At 42.1% G+C, this 17,152-nt stretch carries 13 protein-coding genes and 2 pseudogenes; 8 read left to right on the top strand and 7 right to left on the bottom strand.

All coding sequences use genetic code 11. The features are described from left to right. Positions 1-53: 53 nt before the first annotated feature. From B2118_RS06380 to B2118_RS06355, 6 genes are all read right to left on the bottom strand, one after another. Positions 54-320: a DUF2924 domain-containing protein gene (locus B2118_RS06380; protein ID WP_428054282.1), complete on the bottom strand. Its 267-nt coding sequence runs from the start codon at positions 318-320 to the stop codon at positions 54-56. A gap of 761 nt (positions 321-1,081) precedes the next feature. After that, positions 1,082-2,839 carry a hypothetical protein gene (locus tag B2118_RS06375; RefSeq protein ID WP_428054280.1) on the bottom strand — a complete coding sequence of 586 codons (1,758 nt, stop codon included), beginning with the start codon at positions 2,837-2,839 and terminating at the stop codon, positions 1,082-1,084. A gap of 7 nt (positions 2,840-2,846) precedes the next feature. Beyond that, positions 2,847-5,816: a type I restriction endonuclease subunit R gene (locus B2118_RS06370; RefSeq protein WP_428054278.1), complete on the bottom strand. Its 2,970-nt coding sequence runs from the start codon at positions 5,814-5,816 to the stop codon at positions 2,847-2,849. 4 nt (positions 5,817-5,820) lie between these two features. Next, positions 5,821-7,089, bottom strand: a complete 1,269-nt coding sequence (locus tag B2118_RS06365) for a restriction endonuclease subunit S (protein WP_428054276.1) — start codon at positions 7,087-7,089, stop codon at positions 5,821-5,823. Further along, positions 7,086-8,105, bottom strand: a complete 1,020-nt coding sequence (locus B2118_RS06360) for an SIR2 family protein (RefSeq protein ID WP_428054273.1) — start codon at positions 8,103-8,105, stop codon at positions 7,086-7,088. Before B2118_RS06360 ends, B2118_RS06365 begins: the two co-directional genes overlap by 4 nt. Then, positions 8,102-10,183, bottom strand: a complete 2,082-nt coding sequence (locus B2118_RS06355) for a type I restriction-modification system subunit M (RefSeq protein WP_428054271.1) — start codon at positions 10,181-10,183, stop codon at positions 8,102-8,104. The genes B2118_RS06360 and B2118_RS06355 overlap by 4 nt, the downstream gene beginning before the upstream one ends. Before the next feature lie 187 nt (positions 10,184-10,370). Here B2118_RS06355 and B2118_RS06350 point away from each other — a divergent pair, with 187 nt between their 5' ends. The 8 genes and pseudogenes from B2118_RS06350 to B2118_RS06315 form a co-directional block, all read left to right on the top strand. Next, on the top strand, positions 10,371-11,516 hold the full coding sequence (locus B2118_RS06350) for a hypothetical protein (RefSeq protein ID WP_428054269.1): 1,146 nt from the start codon (positions 10,371-10,373) through the stop codon (positions 11,514-11,516). A 121-nt stretch (positions 11,517-11,637) separates the two neighbouring features. Further along, entirely contained in the window at positions 11,638-11,910 is a 273-nt protein-coding gene (locus B2118_RS06345; protein ID WP_428054267.1) for a hypothetical protein, read from the top strand. Further along, positions 11,870-12,094 carry a DUF2924 domain-containing protein gene (locus B2118_RS06340; RefSeq protein WP_428054284.1) on the top strand — a complete coding sequence of 75 codons (225 nt, stop codon included), beginning with the start codon at positions 11,870-11,872 and terminating at the stop codon, positions 12,092-12,094. Before B2118_RS06345 ends, B2118_RS06340 begins: the two co-directional genes overlap by 41 nt. Beyond that, positions 12,061-12,295, top strand: a pseudogene (locus B2118_RS06335) (DUF4314 domain-containing protein). The gene B2118_RS06340 and the pseudogene B2118_RS06335 overlap by 34 nt, the downstream one beginning before the upstream one ends. A 13-nt stretch (positions 12,296-12,308) precedes the next feature. After that, a complete protein-coding gene (locus B2118_RS06330) occupies positions 12,309-12,524 on the top strand; it encodes a hypothetical protein (RefSeq protein WP_428054265.1) in 216 nt (71 codons plus the stop codon). 9 nt (positions 12,525-12,533) lie between these two features. Next, positions 12,534-12,680 carry a hypothetical protein gene (locus B2118_RS06325; RefSeq protein ID WP_428054263.1) on the top strand — a complete coding sequence of 49 codons (147 nt, stop codon included), beginning with the start codon at positions 12,534-12,536 and terminating at the stop codon, positions 12,678-12,680. A 222-nt stretch (positions 12,681-12,902) separates the two neighbouring features. Further along, the gene (locus B2118_RS06320) at positions 12,903-14,126 is read left to right on the top strand and encodes an ATP-binding protein (protein WP_428054261.1); all 1,224 of its coding nucleotides are present in this window, start codon (positions 12,903-12,905) and stop codon (positions 14,124-14,126) included. Between the two features lie 358 nt (positions 14,127-14,484). Next, positions 14,485-15,404, top strand: a pseudogene (locus tag B2118_RS06315) (nucleotide sugar dehydrogenase); the annotation flags it as partial. Between the two features lie 3 nt (positions 15,405-15,407). Here B2118_RS06315 and B2118_RS06310 read toward each other — a convergent pair. Then, a complete protein-coding gene (locus B2118_RS06310) occupies positions 15,408-16,649 on the bottom strand; it encodes a methyltransferase RsmF C-terminal domain-like protein (RefSeq protein ID WP_428054259.1) in 1,242 nt (413 codons plus the stop codon). Between the last annotated feature and the right edge of the window lie 503 nt (positions 16,650-17,152).

The raw sequence follows: 17,152 nt of genomic DNA, 5'->3' as shown, positions 1-17,152 counted from the left end.
ACCAGAACGCCCCTTTACAAACCGGTGTTTAACGGGCGGTAATATACGCGGTGTCATTTGGATAACCCGAAGAACACATGCCCGCTGATAGGCCGTTTGACTATTTCCATAGCCACGCGGGATATGCTTTTATAGATTTTGCCTTGGTATTCAAAGCCGTTTTCAAGCACTTTTACTTCAATGCCTTGTCTATGGTAGGTTTTCTTGATAACAGCGCCAACAGCAGGCAAGCGGCCATCCCATTCTTTGGGTGTCGGTTCAGCTACATCTGCGACTTGTTTGGTTGATTTTACAACTGCTTGTTTAGATTTTTTCTTCATAAAAACTCCCGATAGTATATTGGTTTAGTGGGCTTTTGGCCCATCACTATTACCGCTTACTATCGGGAGCAAAGTCAAGTAAATGAATGTTAGGACTATCTACAAGTTAGATTTCTGTTGGGCGCACTTTTAGAAAAAGAGCCATTCTCAGACGAGAGTGGTTCTTTTTTATGCTTTTCCGTCGGTGTTTTGGGAGCAAAATGAGCAAAATTAGAACAAAAAGTATATATTGTTAGTGGACCCTTTATGGTGTACAGTAAGTGCTAGTTTTCTTTGCGTTTATCGTCGGTAAATGCCGAAATATACCCACAAAATGTGGCTCCTTTATCCGCACAGCTTAAATTGCCAAGATTTTTTTACATACTATAATTATTAGTTCTCGTCGAAAAAGTATAAAAACTACTAAAAAAATTTCCGAAAACTATGAATATACTGGGCACAGTTTGGACACTATATCTTCTGTGTTCTTGCCCATTTTATACTGCCCACTTTCCTAGTCGTGGACACTATAATCTACATACTTTTGGACACTATATTTTCGCAAAATTAAGCTAATGTTATGTATGGCTAACTATTCTAACGCTCGACAGAGTTGGGACACTAAAGCTAAAAACAACCTGATTTATGTTATCACAAAAACGTTTCTTTAATATTCGAGCATGTTGGTTATAGCTCTTTCTTCCTACTGAGTTCTTCTGAGGCCTTTGATTAGCTATGATGTTGGCTGTATATGAGTGCTCCTCATCTTTTATCATGATTTATTACTTTCGTTCCCATAAGTGGCTGATAGGCCAGCTATCAAAATCTTTTCGTTGTTGGGAGTTTAGTTGTGCGTACAATTCTTCAAGGTTGGGTTGTTTCAGAAGAACAGCCACGCCCAGCTTAACAGAAACATCAGTCTGTTCAGCTTGAATTTTTAACAATATATCCTTGTCTGTTTTAGAAAGAGGTTTTTCCCTCTGAATAACTTGTGCACGATTGATAATGTTGTATATATTATTAGGCTCATGTTTAATTAGATATTTGCTGACAGCTTTAATAACACTAAACAGCTGTGGATTTGAACAAGAATCATAAGCTGTTAACATAGCTAATAGAGTATTATTTAGATTTCGACTGTATATTGTGGAAAAAGGCACGGAACATAAATCTTGTTTAACACGATCCCAAGGTATATTACTTGCTTGTTCATACTGTTTATTATTAAGAAGGATGTAACGACTGGTTGGAATTTGCTGTGAGCCAATAGGGATAGAAAAATCTTGGTTAGGCAGATTAAAGAAATTCTCCAGAGCATAGACATTGCCCTTGATAGGCATAAATAAGACTAATATAGCTAAGTTAGCTATTTTGACAAGTCTCACTGTGGCCAGTTCTGATAGAGGTTGAGGCAGTGTTAGCTGGTGGTCTGGTGTTGACAGGGCTGTCGCTAACGCATTTACATTGGTTATACAAGCTGGAGTCAGTGCATCAAAATTGATAGGTTGCTTTACGCCCCAAAACTTCAACACTCTATCTAAGTCTTCTAAAAATTCTACTCTGTGTTGTAGTGCGGCAGCTTTTTCGGTTTGTGGTTGAGTAGTACTTGCGAAAACTTGTCCATTGGCTTCCAGAGATGAGGCCTCGCAAATTCGTTTCATCATTTTTGTCGTTTTAATTCGGTCTTGTATGGAACCCTGTTCTTTATAATTGATTTGTAAATTTTCACCAGCAATTTGAATTGTCAAATTATGAGCTACGGTTATGTCTGTTATGTTTCCTTTACGTATTGTTAAAGGTATTTTTTTCGCAATCGGTTTATTGTCAGCAGATAAAGTGATTTTGCGTTGTAATGCTCGCACGTACCCTCGGGTTGTTATCGGTATGTACATGACTTTATCATTGGGAAGCTGGTATTGTGCATATACACAATGAGCTGCGTTGAATAAATTATCCAATAAGTGCTGTGGCTGGGAACGCACATGCAAACAGGTGGGTAAGGATTTGTCCGTGGCTTCCTGTAAGGTCATCATAATATCAGCGGCCTGCCCACTTTGTCGTTGTTCATCCATTACAAAATTGACACATATGTCTTCTAAATTCGGATGCCCTTCTGCCAAACGGACACAATGAATGGTCTTTGTTCCTTTTATATTTTTAACATCTTCAAGCAGAGGTTTCAAATCTGCAGGTAACAAAGGAGCATAATAAATTTGACGTTGGGTAGGTTGTTCTGGGTCTATAAGAACTACAAATAAAAGTGTACCTTGGATGTCCCGGTAATTAACTAAATCAGCCACGTCTAACGGATAGGCAATCGTTGGTTGAGTTAGGTCTTTTGCACACTTACCTTTAACTTGAACATGGATAATACCCGATAAATTTTCCTTTGCATGTTTGTCTGTATTGTATACATAAAGTTCCCCATCCCAGGATGGTATTTTATCGGCTGTTTGGAGATGAGAGTGTAAACGAGGATACTTAAGGACCTCTGTTTCAATTGCGTTTACTGCACTCTTCTCAATCTTTTCATTATCCATCTGTTCGCTATTCCTGCTGTTGCCGTAAGGCCTTGTAGATTTCATCGGTAAAGATACTCAAAACCTCTTTTTTGATGTCCTCGTTTTTCAGTAACAGGGAAAAGAAGTCCTGATTCTGCCCTAACCCTTCAATCAAGGCCTTATCAATTTCTTCAAAATACGGGAAACGGAAGTTAGCTACAGTATTGTTTTTGGCACTGGTCCTGAGCGTGTCGGACTTTAACAAAATGTCTTTTATCTGCAGCATGGACTTAACTGCTACGTCTTTATCAAACTTCATCCCGGTCCGGCTGTTGATGTCGTCTATAATTTTGGACAGCTTTTCTTCTTTGTCCGGCCCTAAGAACACAGTATCTGCTTCCGGTAGTTTAACAATCGGGTTAGGCTTTAAGCCGGGCTTTTCAATGGTCCCTTTCTTCTTTTGTATGAAGTTAGATGCTTGCAGTTTACCAGCCAAATTATACCCTTTACCGGGATGCCGGATGTTCACATAGGCAAGCAAGTACGAAATGAAGTTGTACTTCTTATGCAGGTCCACATCTTCAAAGCAAGACACTTGCAGTAGGAACTCGTAGAAGCGTACAAAACGCCGCAGTAGTGCTACGATTTCCCGTTGGTCTTCTTCACTGTAGTTGTCCATTGCCTGTTTAGCTTTACCAAATAAGAAGGTCAGCCCTTGTCGAGCTTTATCGGTGTGTTCTTGCTTATACAAAATGGTATTGGCCTGTTCTATATCTAAAGGATTTAGTATCCGGTACGCATCAATCTTTGTTTCCAGTTCATAAATACTGGAGGGCGTAACCGTATTGGCCAGTAACGTAGTCGTATAATACGGTGCAAATGCCTTTTTGATGTCGTCATAAGTATTTACGAAGTCCAACACAAACGTATTCTTTTCATACGGATAACAAACGCGGTTGAGACGGGATAGCGTTTGCACCGCTGCCACACCTTGTAGCTTCTTCAAAATATACATGGCACATAGTTTTGGCTGGTCAAATCCGGTTTGATACTTATTAGCTACTAATAAAACTTGGTATTCGTCGGTGTTAAAGTAGGCGGGCAATTTATCCTCAGAAATGTTGTTCATCCCACTTTCTGTGTATTCGTGCCCGTCTAGTTTAACTTTGCCGGAAAAGGCCACTAACGCCTTAATATCGTTATATTGCTTTTCGGTAATGTACTTTGTAAATGCTTGGCTGTATTTTACCGCTTCCTGCCGGGAAGATGTTACCACCATGGCTTTGGCCATACCGCCCAGTTCGTTCATAACAGTGGTACGGAAGTGTTCCACGATGATTTCAATACGCTGACTAATGTTAGTTTCATGCAACGCTACAAAACGGGCAATCTGCCGCTTAGCCGGGGCCGTTTTAATGGTTGGATCTTCCTTGATGCTTTTGTTAAGTTGGTAAAAGGTTTCGTACAGCGTATAGTTTTGCAATACATCCAAAATAAACCCTTCTTCAATGGCCTGCTTCATGGAATAGACGTGGAAGGCCTCATATTGCCCTTTAGGGTTCAAATGGCCAAACATCTGCAGGGTAGTGGGTTTAGGAGTGGCTGTAAATGCAAATACGGAGATATTAGGCTGTTTCCCGTGTCGTCTGATTTCGTCCGCAATCATGTCTTCCGCGTCCATAAATTCTTCATCCCCGCTACCTAATGACTTTGTGATAGCAGCCATGTTCTTGCCGGAGGTAGAGGAATGGGCCTCGTCAATAATCACAGCAAAGTGTTTGTTCTTAAGTCCAGAGAGCATATCCACAATGTATGGGAACTTTTGAATGGTGGTAGCAATAATCTTTGTATTGCCTTTTAGAGCCTCTGCCAAATCGATGGAGGAACATTTATCGTCCATTACGCGGATGAGTCCGGCTTTGTGGTCCAAGCTGGTAACGGCCTGTTGCAGTTGGCGGTCCACGACTACACGGTCTGTTACAATGAGGATGTTGTCGTAAATGATTTTATTGTCTGCATCATGCAAAGAGGCCAAGCGATGTGCCAGCCATGCAATCGTGTTTGTTTTACCGCTTCCGGCACTGTGTTCAATGAGATAGTTCAGAGCCGACCCATTTTCCCGCACATCTGCCAGTACCCGTCGGATGACGTCTAATTGGTGGTAACGCGGGAAAATAATGTTCTCGGAGCGTATGATTTTCTGGGTATCGGGGTCTTTTTTCTCTTTGTGTTCTACGAATACAAAACGGCTAATCAGGTCCAAAAGTGTATCCTTTTTGAGGATGTTTTCCCACATATAAAACACGCTATATTTGTCCGGAAAGATGTCGTTCCCGGCTCCGGCATCCACACCTGTACCCTTGCCGCGGTTAAAAGGCAAGAAAACGGTATCTTTACCATGTAAGCGGGTAGTCATGTACACTTCTTGTAGGTCCATGGCAAAATTGACTAAGCACCCCGCTTTGAACAAGAATAAACGGGCTTTGGGGTTACGTTCCGTGCGGTACTGATAAATAGCGTCTTGGTAGGACTGTCCGGCGGTATTGCATTTGAGTTCAAAGGACAAGATGGGCAGTCCGTTCAGAAATACCACTAAATCCACCCGTTCTTTGTCGCTAGCCCAAACTTCCTCCATGACCGAAAATATGTTCTGTTCGTACTTTTTAAGCAGTTCCGGATTGAAAGCAGTAGCGGGCTTGGTGTACATGAAATCTAAGTGATGATTGGAGATGTCTAACCCGTGTTTTAAGACGTTAAGTAAGCTACCGGATTTACTGGTTAGGACATTGTTAAGGGCATGAGCAAGTGTTTCTTCCAGCTTGTCTTTGTAGATTTTACGCAAGGCAGCTAAGGTGTCCGGTTGGGTGTTTTGCAGGAAGGTAAACAGCATTTCACGGTCCATGGCCAGTAAGCGGTCAAATTGGTCCGCTGGGCGGATGACGTAGCCGTTATCTTGGCTGAGTCGCTCCAGAATAAAACGTTGGTAATCTTTTCTTTCGGATATGATTTGCTTCATGGTACTACGCCTCCGGCACTTGCTTTTTGCCCGTAACATATTCAAAAATGATGGCTTTTTTGTACTGCTCCAGCTTTTCCAGCTGTTGCTGTTTGTCTTGGATGATAGTATCTATTTTACTGCATTTGTTGTCTAAATACTCCGCAATGGCTTGTTGCTCGGATTGAGGGGGACATGCAAACTGATAATTCTTGATAAATTCACTAGGGACTCTTTTTAGTCCACCCGTGCCATACATTACAGACTGGGCTTGATTCTTAAAAATTGTATTCTGTAGAAAGTAGAACAGAAATGGAACGCTTATTTTATGTGGACGAAACACATACAATTCAGAGCTTCCAAAACCGACATTATTAAGCAGACCTTTAGCAATAGCAATGTTGCCATTTTCAAAACAAGGAGTTACTTTAGCCATAATAATGTCATTTTCCCTAAAGTAAGTGTATCCGTTTTTGACATCTTGTAATTCCGCCTCTTTCTCAATAACAAGAAACCCTTGTTTTACACATTCCATAGGTAAGAAAGAGACCAGAGTATTGGGGGACAACTTGTTATGGAATTTGGGGCTCAATTCACAACAGAATTTAATTCTTTTAATGCCCCAATGCGCGGGACTTTGCCCAACCCATGGGATGCCGGAATCTTTCATCGGCACGGACGGGTTTAAGCCCTTGGTAACGGTTTCAGTAATAACAGCCCGTTTGTATTGTTCCAAGGCCTCTATTTGCTTTTGTATATTGCTACTCAGCCCCTCCACTTCCGCACACTTCTTATCCAAGTAATCCGCAATCCGCTGTTGCTCCTGCAAAGACGGCAAAGGGATAGTGATGTTTTTCATATCTTGCCAGCGTGTAGTCCATAAATCGTCCACAATACCGTGTCCCCACTTGTAAAATTCATCAGCAAAAGCAGAAGTATGAAAAAGCCAATTATAGTACCCTGGATTCATGTGGTTTTGTGGGACAAGCACTAAGTTAATTAAAGAAACGGACCCGTCATATTTAGAAATCCCGCACGCTCCTCTTCTATCGGAACGGCTATTTATTACAAAGTCTCCCTGTTTTACTAGCTTGCGGTTGTCTCCGTCGTTAGTTTTAGCAGCATTTTCCAACTGGTGTAAAATTCCACGCATGGTAACCGAAAGTGGTTCAAATTGTTTATCACTGACTTTGGTATTACGTAGTTTGTATAAACTGCCGATAAGGGCTTGCTCCCAATGTTCGGGTACTTGCCCAATCCACGCAATGCCGCTGTCTTTCATGGGTCTGCTCATTGGTGGCCCTCCATCAGAATAACTTCTCTGGTAAAGCGTTCTACTACGTCATAACTTCCGGTGTATTCGTAATCCACACATTGTCCTTGTAAGACATCCCGATAAGTTGGTCTCAATTCATCTTCGTGAGCTTTGTTGACAACATAAATATCCGGTTCGCTATTACGAAGTGCAGATTGAAATAAATATCTAACGGATAGGTCTGTCTGTGGGAACGAAAACCCGATGATATATATTTCCTCCGCCTTCTTTAACAGCTCTTCTGCCTGTTGCCATAAATCATGTATAGCAATATGGTTATAAAAAGAACTTTTATCCAATACCGGAGGAATAATGTATGGCTTTAAGCCCTTATTCATATCATCTTCTTCATTTCTATTCCAATTGCGGTAGTATAATACATCCGACTGGCTAATCCCTGCCCAAAACCAATTTGCAGAGCCATGTAATTTCAGAATTTTTGGCATAGGAGGATATGACTTTTTTTCTATTCCCCAAAAGCTTCCAGATGATGTTTTGCGATTTCCAATCCACTCTATCGGATAAGGGTAGACATCCGGATAAGAAACAGATTCATGTGGATTTTGCTGCTTGCGAACAGCGAGTAAAAGTTCTTCCAATAATACGTCATAGTTAAGTGTAATGAAATTATACGAAGAAGAATTATACAAGACCCCTTTAGCAAAGTTTTCTCCTATTGTGGATATTTGCGATGGAGAGTGTTCTTGATGGGCATACTCTACAAATATATCTGATAAAATTTTAATAATACTGGAATACAAAGCTAAATTCGCGTACTTTGTAGTTTCCGTCTTCCACGGAAAATCTGTACTAAGATAGGTTAACAAACTTTCAATGTTTTGTTTAACTTGGGGCGGAATTTCATTCAGATGTTCCCGCACAGATTCTTTTTCTAACCGGGAGAGTACTTTTTCTGTAAGGTCATCCATAAGCGGATAGTTGTCATTAACCGCTTTAGAGAACCCAGCTCCTAAGAAAAACACCTTTTGTGTCATTTCTTTAACTCCTGTAAGGACTTTTCCACTTGTTCCTGTAGTCCTAAAAACTCGCTTAGGTATTCCTCGGATGGGCGGATGCTCTCGTATTTGTAGAAGTAGCGGGTAAAGGGGATTTCAGCCCCGGTCTTAATAATAGGTTTCTTGGCGTTTAGGTCTTCTTCCCAAAAGGCCTTGGCATCCGGAATATGCGGCAATACCTCGCGGGCCATATATGTGTCTATGTCTTCGGACCATTTTACAATTTCAGTGTCTTTGGTTTCTTTATCGTAGATGATATTGCCTTTTTTATCTTTCTGTACGTCGGCTGTTTTGTCCATGACGGACAGCCCCTTGGCGACCTTTTCAATCAGTTTTTTATCCGTAGTTACGGGTTGTAAAAGGCCTGTTAGGTGGCGGATAAAAGGTTCCGGCACGGTAAATACTTGGTTGGATATGTTGGCCTTTAAGGTATTGATAATCCCGTCAAAAGTCGGTTTGTTTTCTTTGTATTGGGCCAACTTTTTAGCTTCTTTGGCTGTTGGATTAGGAATGTTTTCCAATTCCATAACGGCCACTTCATCGTACAAACTATTAAGTGTTCCGGCTTGGAGCAATTCGTCTATGCGTTCTTGTGTGATAACATAGCTCCGTTGTAACGGTTGCATGACGGTATATTCTTTGTAAATAAACTCCGTATTGTCGTAAATCTTGCAGTGTTCGTTTTCCTTAAAGTCCGCGTACAGTTTGGTAATTTGAGTCCGGTCTTCCGGGGAGATTTCGTTGCGTTTATTGCCCAAGGCCTTGCGCAACTTGTGGTAGATGTTGGTGGCATCTATCAGTTGGATTTTGCCTTTGCGTTCCTGGCGTTTGTTTTTCGATAATACCCAAATGTAGGTGGCAATGCCCGTGTTGTAAAATAAGTCCGTAGGCAAGGCAATGATAGCTTCCAATAAGTCGTTTTCCAACAGCCAGCGGCGGATTTGTGATTCCCCGGATGAGGTACTTCCGGCAAAGAGTGGACTGCCGTTTTCTATGATGGCTGCCCGACCTGTGTACGGGTCCAATTTATCAATAGCAGACTGCACAAAAATCAGTTGGGCATCTCCTCCGCCCGGGAGTCCGGCACCCCAACGGCCTTTTTTGCCTTTATCGTATTCAGCTTTGACGGCGGATTCTTGCCCTTCCTTAGCATCCGCTCCGGCCCATGGCGTACCAAAGGGCGGGTTTTCCAATACAAAACGCATTTTAATGTTGGGAAAACAGTCCTCTTTAAAGGTGTCTTTATTGCGGAAATTGTCGGCATTTTGGCCTTTAATCAGCATTTCAGCCAGTCCCACCGCGTATGATTGTCCAATAAGTTCTTGCCCGAATAAACGTACATCGGCAGTAGGATTGTAATGTTTAATATAACTATACGCCGTGGATAACATACCGCCTGTTCCACAGGCCTGGTCGCACACGGTAATGACCTTGCCATCGTCAAAAATATCATCACACCCTTCGGAAATGAGCACCGATACGCACAATTTAATGATATCACGGCCCGTATAGTATTGCCCGGCATCTACGTTTTGATAGAAGCGGCCAATGAGGTTTTCAAAGATGTAACCCATTTTGATGCTATCATACGTGGCCGGAGTGAGGTCCAGTTCCGAAAATGCCTTTACAACAGAGAATAAGCAACCGCCTTTGTCCATCTTGGCAATGTGGGTGGGCATGTCTAACTCTTTTAAGATGTTTTGTACGTTAGCCGAAAAACCGTTGATGTAGGCATTAAAGTTAGCGGCTAAGTGTTCGGAATCGTTGCAGAGTTCAGCTAGGGTAAATTCACTGGTGTTATAGAACTGCATGCCGGATATGGTATACATGGCTTTGGCCGGAAACGAGGGGTTCTTTTTGTACTGTTTGACGACGGCATCTTTTGTGGGAGCCAGGGCGCATTCCAAGCGGCGGATAATCGTCATAGGGATAATCACATCGCCGTATTTATCCGGCATGTAGGTACCGCGTAGTTTGTTGGCTACGCTCCAAATGAAGTTGGCTTCTTTGGTAATGTCTACCGGATTATCATCCCACAATGTATCAAACGGTTTCATGTTTACCTCTCAGAAATATCTACTTAAACTTTACTAAATTTTACTTTTGCAAACAAAATAATATCGGAGGAAGTATAAGAAGGTTACAAATCATATCTAAAAAAGCGGAATGCCTACGACAAGAATACGAATCACGCCTTCCCGCAATTTTGCAACGCTAGTTAAAGGAGTTTCATATAATATTATTATGAAAGACTTACTACATAATCTTATAAAAACTTCTTCTATCAAATTAGCAACAAAGCCTGTAATTAAACGATTTATAGAGTCACCAGGATATTTTCGAGATATTAAAGGCTCAATAAATTCCTACGCTATATTTAATGACGATTATTATGTTTATTACAAAGCAATATTCAATAAATTAAGACTTTCATTTCCGATGGAAGATTTACGCTTATTTCTAGATATACTTATAGTAAATTATAAAACGGAAAAGAAAAATTTGATAGATCAATCTGATATATACTTATGTTCACATTTCTTTCCTCTTAACATTATTCCCTTTCTATACATACCTAAAATAAATTCTTTCTGTTATGGATATGCGAAATATTATAAATTACAAAACTCACAGGCTAATAAATATAAGCTTTATGATTTCTTAAGGCGTCTACAAATTTTGCGCTTTAATTTTAGTGAAATGCTCAAAATATACGATCCTTACAGGTATGAACAACTATCTGAAAAAGAAAAGATTCATCTAGATTTCCTATTAAACTCGATATATCCAAACATTGTCTCAATATTGGACAGTTTAGCTTTTATCTTACAATTTGAATTTAATGTTATCCCCAATATTGATTTAAACAATCGCAAGGATCTCACTCGAATATCTTTATTTAATAGAAACTTTTTACAAACACTACGAGACACCAATATCAGTATTTTTCAAGAATGGTTCAATGAAATAAAAGAACTGAGACATGCCATGGTGCATAGAATGCCATTCTATAATGTTCAAATATTCAGCACAGAAGAAACTAAATTATTTCAACAAAAAAAAGAAGAACTTGATAACATGAGTGTGGAATATTTACGAAAACTAGATGTTATTAGAGAGGAATATAATAAAGCCATCAAAGAAGAATCTGAAAGATATCAAGAGATATACAAAGAAATGAACAAAGTTATCAAAGTGCATGACGAGCAAACAACTCTTAAGCATCAAGAAATAGTCTCAATAGGCTCTTTTACCGGAATATTTACAGATGATGCTTATGAAAACACATTGCATCATATAAGCAGAACATTCTTGGACATCAATAAGATGTATATGATAATTGATATCGTATTAGAATATATAAAAAATAAAAAACTTAACAACACTTAGTAGTATATTTCTTCTTTTCCATCTCACAATAATATTACTTGACTTCTCCCCCCTATAAGAGCGTATATGTACATACGAGGGAAACCGCCTCGGTAAAACATAAAACTTATAGGAGAGAATTATGAATAAAAAAGTCACTAAAACCCCTAAAAAGACAGCGGTTTGCGTGGACAAGGTAGAAGCGCAAAGGGATACTTGGTTTAAGCAGACCCCTAAAAAGACCGCGGTTTGCGCGTGTAAAGTCGGGGATTCTAAAAAAGAACAACAAAGCGTCAATTGCGCCGCCAAAGCCACGCCTATTAAAGCCTCTTTAGAGAGCGTAATCGCCAACCCTACCATACTTAAAAAGCCCAATACCCCCCAGATTACCCACCATTGGGACCACATTTATTAAAAAGTTTAAGGGTAAGGACCTGCTAATAGAAGTAAAATCAGACGGTTTGTATTGGGAAGGGAAGTGCTATAAATCCCTCTCCGGCCTAGCTATGGCCATTACGGAGTACCCGATATTGGGTTATGTATTTTTCCACAAGGAGATAGCAGCATGGGTCGCCAAAAAAAACCCCTTGCAGAATTAGTAAAAATCCTCCGCGCCGCATACCCCAAAGGCTCGCGCGTGGTGCTTGTTCAAATGAACGATATACAGGCTCCGCCCCTTGGCACAAAAGGAACCGTACAAGGCGTGGACGATTTGGGGGACCATAATGGTTCATTGGGACAACGGGAGCCATTTAGGAGTTGTTTTAGGGGCAGACATTTGCCACAAAATACAAGATTAACAAGGAGCATAATATGACTGAAAAAGAGCGATTAGAAGTAATAAAACATTCCTACGAAGTATTGCAAGGGTTAGTAAAAGACCTCTCCAAGAGCGTAAAAGACGCACAGGAAGGAATTGATACCTCGGACCGAAACCTCATTATGGGAAGTCTGTACGGGATAGATGGCACCGCCGAACGCATAAAAAATGTTTACGCGGTAATGACCTACCTGCACCAAGAAAAATAAGGAGTTTTTATGAGAAAAAGACGCATTTGCCCCAAATGTGGCGGCCCTATGGGTGGCTATCCGGCAATTAGCCCGAAAGGATATAAAACCGCGATATGTAGCAACTGCGGGCTAAAAGAAGCGTTGGAAGCCTATAACCGCAACCGCTCTAAATAATTACCCCAAAATAGGAATTATCAGCAATTAGGCTCGTAATTCCTATATTTCCTTATGAAAAGTATGGTAAGAATATTTTGACATTGATTACAATTCAGCATTGACACGAATGTCAAAAATTAAACAGTGTTCTTGCCTAACTTTTGCCTAAAAAATAGTTGACACATCCCTCTTGTTTTGGCTAATATAAAGTTGTACTTTGTTTTGGTCAGGAATATATATATGGCTTACATAAAAAGAACCTTGGAAAAGAGTATTTTGCAAATGAGTCAGTTTTTCCCTGCGGTGTTAGTGACGGGGCCGCGCCAAGTGGGCAAGACCACTATCTTAAAAAATTGTGAGTCTAATTCCCGCACCTATGTATCTTTAGATTCTTTGGATAATCGGGCATTGGCACAAAACGATCCCGCCATGTTCTTACAGAACTTCCCCGCGCCCGTACTTATTGATGAAATACAATATGCACCGCAACTGCTGCCATACATTAAAATACAAATTGACAAACACCAACAACCCGGTATGTTCTGGCTGACGGGTTCCCAGCAGTTCCATTTAATGAAGAATGTGACGGAAAGTTTGGCAGGCAGAGTGGGGATTCTGCAACTGCAAGGGCTGTCACAAACCGAAAAAGACGGCAACAGGTCTGCACTGCCTTTCTTGCCAACGGAGCAATACATTAAAACACAGGCTGTTAATGCGCCCGAGGCCGACATTATCAAAGTGTATGAGCGCATTTGGAAAGGCTCTTATCCCAAATTATATCCTGCGGATAATATACACTGGGAAACTTTTTATGAATCCTATCTGCAAACATACATAGAGCGGGATATACGAACATTAAGTGCCATTCATAAAGAATTGGATTTTCTAAAATTTATGCGTTCTTTGGCGGCGCGGACAGGGCAAATGCTCAACTATAAAGCGATGGCAGATGATGTGGATGTATCGGCCCCAACCTTAAAGGAGTGGTTGTCTGTTTTGCAAGCATCTAACTTGATTTATATTTTATCCCCTTATTCCAACAATATAGGGAAGCGTTTTATTAAAACGCCGAAAGTGTATTTCTTGGATACGGGACTTGCAAGTTATTTAACCGGATGGAAAACCCCGGAAACCCTGCGTGAAGGGGCTATGAGCGGGGCTATGTTTGAAACATATGCCGTAAGTGAGATTTTGAAAAGTTATTGGCATAACGGCAAACAGCCGAATATTTATTATTATAGGGATAAAGAGGGGCAAGAAATAGATGTATTACTGGAAGAAAACGGCACTTTTTATCCGGTGGAAATAAAAAAGAAAACGAATCCGACGAAAGAAGATATCCGGCATTTTTCCATTTTGGAAAAACTACAACTGAAACAAGGGACAGGCGCGGTACTTTGTATGGCCACAAACCCGCTTTTTATTACCCAAAATATTCAGCGCATACCCATCACATACTTATAAGGGATTTTATATTGCCGGAAAAAACTAAAAATAGGGATTAGAATTTAATATAGCCCCTTAATATCCATTAGAGGCCCCTATTTTCAAATTATTAAGATTAAAATCCCAGCACTATTAATTAAAACGCAATTTATTCTCTATTTTCGCCTGCTTTTTCCCTGTTATCCGTTTTAGGGAATTTGGAGCGTTTTCCTTCGGTTTGTTCCGACGATGCATTTTATAAAGAAATATCTCCAGAATCCGCAAAACTGCCCCGAAATGGGCAAAATTCCCTGTTCTTTCCCTGATAAACAGGGAACCTCAGTACGCGTTCTAAGATGCACTCACAGTCACTGCTCCGTGCCCGACCATTTAGAAAACTTCCGCGGTGGAGGATGTAATCCAATTGGTCAAAAAATATACGCCCACCGCTACGGTAGTTATCAAATCCACCATCCCGCTGGGTTATACGCACCAAATCCGCAAAAAATGGGACTAAAAAATATTTTATTCAGCCCTGAATTTTTACGCGAAGGCCAAGCCCTGTACGACAACTTATACCCTTCCCGCATTGTGGTAGGAACGGACCTCACGGACGAATTTTTAACCAAACAAGCGGAAGTATTTGCTGATTTACTCAAACGAAGCGCCCTAAAACCCAATATCAAAACCTTAATTATGGGCTACACGGAAGCCGAGGCCGTGAAACTATTTTCAAACACCTATTTGGCCTTGCGCGTGGGTTATTTTAACGAATTGGACACCTATGCCGAACTTAACGGATTAAACAGCCGGCAAATTATAGAGGCCGTCTGCCTGGACCCGCGGATCGGCGACTCCTATAATAACCCTTCTTTTGGTTACGGCGGCTATTGCCTGCCCAAAGATTCCAAGCAACTGCTGGCAAATTACCAAGATGTACCGCAAAACATCATTTCCGCCCTTGTAGCCGCCAACCGCACGCGCAAAGATTTTATCGCCGGGCGCATCCTTCAACAAGCAAGCGTTACACCAAACACAGTTGTCGGCGTATATCGTTTGACGATGAAATCGGGGAGTGATAATTTTAGGCAGAGTGCCATACAGGGTATCATAAAGCGCTTGCAAGCCAAAAAAGTGGCTCTGATTATTTACGAACCGTCCTTGGAAAACGGCTCATCCTTCCACGGGTGCGAGGTGGTAAACAATTTGACCGACTTTAAACGCCGTTCCTCGCTGATTATTGCCAACCGTTACGAAAGCGCCTTAGACGACGTGCAAGACAAAATCTATACGCGCGATTTATTCAAAAGGGATTAAGCCTTACAAACTGCGGATGGCCCAGGGTTTGGGATAGAGATTATTGGCGCGGTCGCCCAAGTTTTTTACAAAGCCAAGCGGGTGGCCCTGATACGTTACCAGAACAAAGCCGCGTGGCGTGCTCGCTGGCAAAATGAGGGCTTCCCGGTGCAGGTAACGCAAGGCCGCGTCCAACGGCAGTTCCGCCCGGGGAAAATCCGTTTCCTTAGTGGCAAGCGACAGCGCCTGCGCAATAGACGGGATTTGCTCCCGGCCTTTGGTTTCGGGCTTGGGCTGACCGTCGGAAAGCAAGTGCAAAAGCGGATATTTTTTAACTTGCGTGCGCAGAGAAGCGGGCAAAGTTGCAAAAGCCCGATTTCCGCCCGTTTTGCGAAGGACCGCCATAAAGAGCCCTTCGCTGCGGGTTGTGCCCGGGATAAAGCGGTACACGGGCTGTTCCCACCCGTCCAGCAGGCTGCCCGTAATCTGCCACTCGGGACGCACGGGAACGGATAAAATTTCCGCCCCCAATTCGTCCGCCAGCCAGCGGACGTTTTCCTCGTTTTCGTGCGTGTTAAAGGTGCACGTGCTGTAAATCAGCAGCCCGCCGTCTTTGAGGCAAGGCCAAATATCGCGCAAAATTTGCCGTTGGCGTTCGGCGCAAAAATGCACATTTTGCGGGCTCCACTCTTTTATGGCACCCTCATCACGACGAAAAAGCCCCTCGCCCGAACACGGCACGTCCGCCAAAATCACATCAAAAATTAGGTCCGTTTTCGCAAAATCCTTGGGCGCGTTGTGCGTAACCAAGGTGTCCGGGTGGCCTTGTTTGAGGATATTTTCCAAAAGGATATTGGCGCGGCGGCGCTCAATCTCGTTGCTGACCAGCACGGAACCCTTGGGCAGGGCGGCACGCATCAGGGTAGATTTTCCCCCCGGCGCGGCGCACAAATCAAGCGCGCTGACAGGCTCCTTTACCCAATGGCGCAGAACGAAATCCAAGAAGAGAGAACCCGCCTCCTGCACATAATACACGCCGGCGTGGAAGAGCGGGTCGCGCGTGAAAGCCGGACGCTCGTTTAGCCAAAATCCCCCTTGGCACCACGGCACAGGCTCGGCCTGCGAAAAAGGGTTTTTCAAAGCCTTCCACGGGTTGAGGCGCACACTTACCGCCGCTTCCTGCGCAAACGCCTGCACGAAGCGCTCCCAACGCTGTGGGCCGAACACATTAGCGGTATATTGGGTAAATTCTTGCGGTAAGTTCATACGTAACTTTATTGTACAAATATTTGCACAAGGCAGGGAACAACAGGCGAGATTTTTAAATGAGCCAAGCCACGGAGCAAATAAGGTGCGCGGCGCAACTGAAATTACACCTTGACTTTACGCCGCGCGCTTATTAAAATATAAGTAGTTCTTTGAAAAGAAATAGGATATCTTATTAGTAGGTAAAAAATTGCCAAATAAGGAAAACTACCTATCTTGTTCCTATTAGGCACCGAAGAATAAGGTAAGATTTGTTCTTTTTCCCGGCGGGCTAGGGGCCAAGTGTTCCTATTAGGCACCGAAGAATAAGGTAAGATTTGCGGTATAGCAAACCGCGGTTAAAGCGGTATGTTCCTATTAGGCACCGAAGAATAAGGTAAGATTTGTGTATATAGAGAGGGGCACAAAGCCCCCCTGTTCCTATTAGGCACCGAAGAATAAGGTAAGATTTGAAAAAAAATGAACAAGAAATATTTAGCCCTGTTCCTATTAGGCACCGAAGA

The sequence above is a fragment of the Candidatus Avelusimicrobium stercoris genome (genome assembly GCF_002437085.1).
GTDB lineage: Bacteria > Elusimicrobiota > Elusimicrobia > Elusimicrobiales > Elusimicrobiaceae > Avelusimicrobium > Avelusimicrobium stercoris.
This window is presented reverse-complemented; position numbering and strand designations above follow the sequence as displayed.

What these genes read in the sequence shown, in the direction of transcription:
- B2118_RS06380 (WP_428054282.1), bottom strand. Translation starts at nt 320, where the DNA reads ATGAAGAAAAAATCTAAACAAGCAGTTGTAAAATCAACCAAACAAGTC.
- B2118_RS06375 (WP_428054280.1), bottom strand. Translation starts at nt 2,839, where the DNA reads ATGGATAATGAAAAGATTGAGAAGAGTGCAGTAAACGCAATTGAAACA.
- B2118_RS06370 (WP_428054278.1), bottom strand. Translation starts at nt 5,816, where the DNA reads ATGAAGCAAATCATATCCGAAAGAAAAGATTACCAACGTTTTATTCTG.
- B2118_RS06365 (WP_428054276.1), bottom strand. Translation starts at nt 7,089, where the DNA reads ATGAGCAGACCCATGAAAGACAGCGGCATTGCGTGGATTGGGCAAGTA.
- B2118_RS06360 (WP_428054273.1), bottom strand. Translation starts at nt 8,105, where the DNA reads ATGACACAAAAGGTGTTTTTCTTAGGAGCTGGGTTCTCTAAAGCGGTT.
- B2118_RS06355 (WP_428054271.1), bottom strand. Translation starts at nt 10,183, where the DNA reads ATGAAACCGTTTGATACATTGTGGGATGATAATCCGGTAGACATTACC.
- B2118_RS06350 (WP_428054269.1), top strand. Translation starts at nt 10,371, where the DNA reads ATGAAAGACTTACTACATAATCTTATAAAAACTTCTTCTATCAAATTA.
- B2118_RS06345 (WP_428054267.1), top strand. Translation starts at nt 11,638, where the DNA reads ATGAATAAAAAAGTCACTAAAACCCCTAAAAAGACAGCGGTTTGCGTG.
- B2118_RS06330 (WP_428054265.1), top strand. Translation starts at nt 12,309, where the DNA reads ATGACTGAAAAAGAGCGATTAGAAGTAATAAAACATTCCTACGAAGTA.
- B2118_RS06325 (WP_428054263.1), top strand. Translation starts at nt 12,534, where the DNA reads ATGAGAAAAAGACGCATTTGCCCCAAATGTGGCGGCCCTATGGGTGGC.
- B2118_RS06320 (WP_428054261.1), top strand. Translation starts at nt 12,903, where the DNA reads ATGGCTTACATAAAAAGAACCTTGGAAAAGAGTATTTTGCAAATGAGT.
- B2118_RS06310 (WP_428054259.1), bottom strand. Translation starts at nt 16,649, where the DNA reads ATGAACTTACCGCAAGAATTTACCCAATATACCGCTAATGTGTTCGGC.